The following is a 1,361-nucleotide window of genomic DNA, read 5'->3' as shown; positions in this document are numbered from 1 at the left end:
CGGCCGCCAACCGGCCGCCGCTCGGCCCGGCGCTCAGCGGCGCCACCGACCTGTTCTCCGAGATCTGGTACGGCCACCGGCCGGCCGGCCCCGAGCAGGACGCCCGGATGCGCGGGCTCACCGGCGAGGTCCGTGCCGCCCTGCAACCGGAGGCCGCCCGATGACCGGCGACCGTCGCCGCCGGCGGCTCATCCTGCCGTTCGCCGTCCTGCTGCTGCTCGTCGGCGGCACCCTCGTGGTGCACGCCATCGAACAGCCCGACCAGGAGGATCCGGCCTACCTGTCGCCGACCGGCACCGTGGGCATCGGCGCCAGCGGGCTGGCCGGCCTGCTGCGCGACCGGGGCGTCACCGTGGAACGGCACACCACCACCGAGGACGCGCTCGGCGCGGTCCACGAGGCCGGCGCCGCGGTCACCGTCTTCGTGCCGACGCCGCAGTTCGCGCACCTGCCGACGCTGACCGGCGACACCCGGATCCCGGCCGGCAGCCGCCTGGTCCTGGTCGCCCCGGACGGCGCGATCCTCAAGGCTCGCCGCTGGCCGGCCGCCGTCACCCGGACCCGGTGGGCGGCCGCGGTCACCGAACCGGGCTGCGCGCAGCCCGCCGGGCCGGCCGCCGTGCTGCGCCAGCAGTACGCCACCAGCGACGGCACCCTCTGCTACGACGGCGGGGTCGCCGAGTTCACCGCCGACGGCTGGGACATCACCCTGGCCGGGGCGGCCGACCCGTTCCGCAACGACCGGATCCGCGAACACGACAACGCCACCCTGGCCACCGGGCTGCTCGCCCGCGACTCCCGGGTGATCTGGCTGGACCTGCACGCCCCGGACCGGCCGCCACCGCCGCCGACCAGCCCGGCGCCCACCCTCGACCCGGAATCGACCCGGCCGGCCACGCCGTACCCCGGCGAGGGGGAGAGCGACGGCGACGGCAGCGGGACCGGGCCCGGCGGCGGGGGCAGCGAGTCCCTGCAGGACAGCCCGCTCGCCCAGGCGTTCCCGCCGGCGTTCTGGGCGGTCCTGCTGCTCATCGCGCTGGCCGCGGTCGCCCTCGCCGCAGCCGCCGCGCGCCGGCTCGGCACCCCGGTCAGCGAGCCGCTGCCGTCGCGGGTGCCGGCCCACGAGACGATGCTCGGCCACGGCCGCCTCTCCCGGCGGGCCCGGGCCCGCGGCCCGTCGCTGGAGATCCTGCGCGACGCCGCCCGGCGCCGCATCACCGACCACCTCGGCCTGCCCGCCGGCGCGCCGGCCGACCGGATCGCCGCGCCGGCCGGGCCGCCCCCCCCAAAACTGCGCCCGGGCCACGCCCGCGGCCCGCCGCCAGCCCACCACACACACGTTGCCGCCCCCCCCCCCGGCC

Annotated in this window: 2 protein-coding genes; both read left to right on the top strand. The window is 79.1% G+C overall.

What is annotated here, in order from left to right; all coding sequences use genetic code 11:
• Window positions 1-164 (top strand): DUF4129 domain-containing protein (locus AB0F81_RS51295; protein WP_360211798.1); only part of this gene is annotated, 164 nt, incomplete at its 5' end.
• Window positions 161-1,361, top strand: a 1,201-nt coding sequence (locus tag AB0F81_RS51290; protein WP_360211795.1) for a DUF4350 domain-containing protein, incomplete at its 3' end; no start/stop codon positions are given. The genes AB0F81_RS51295 and AB0F81_RS51290, both read left to right, overlap by 4 nt.

This window comes from Actinoplanes sp. NPDC024001 (assembly GCF_040638955.1).
Taxonomy (GTDB): Bacteria; Actinomycetota; Actinomycetes; order Mycobacteriales; family Micromonosporaceae; genus Actinoplanes.
Note: the sequence above shows the minus strand (reverse complement) of the source record. Positions and strands in the feature narration are given on the sequence as shown.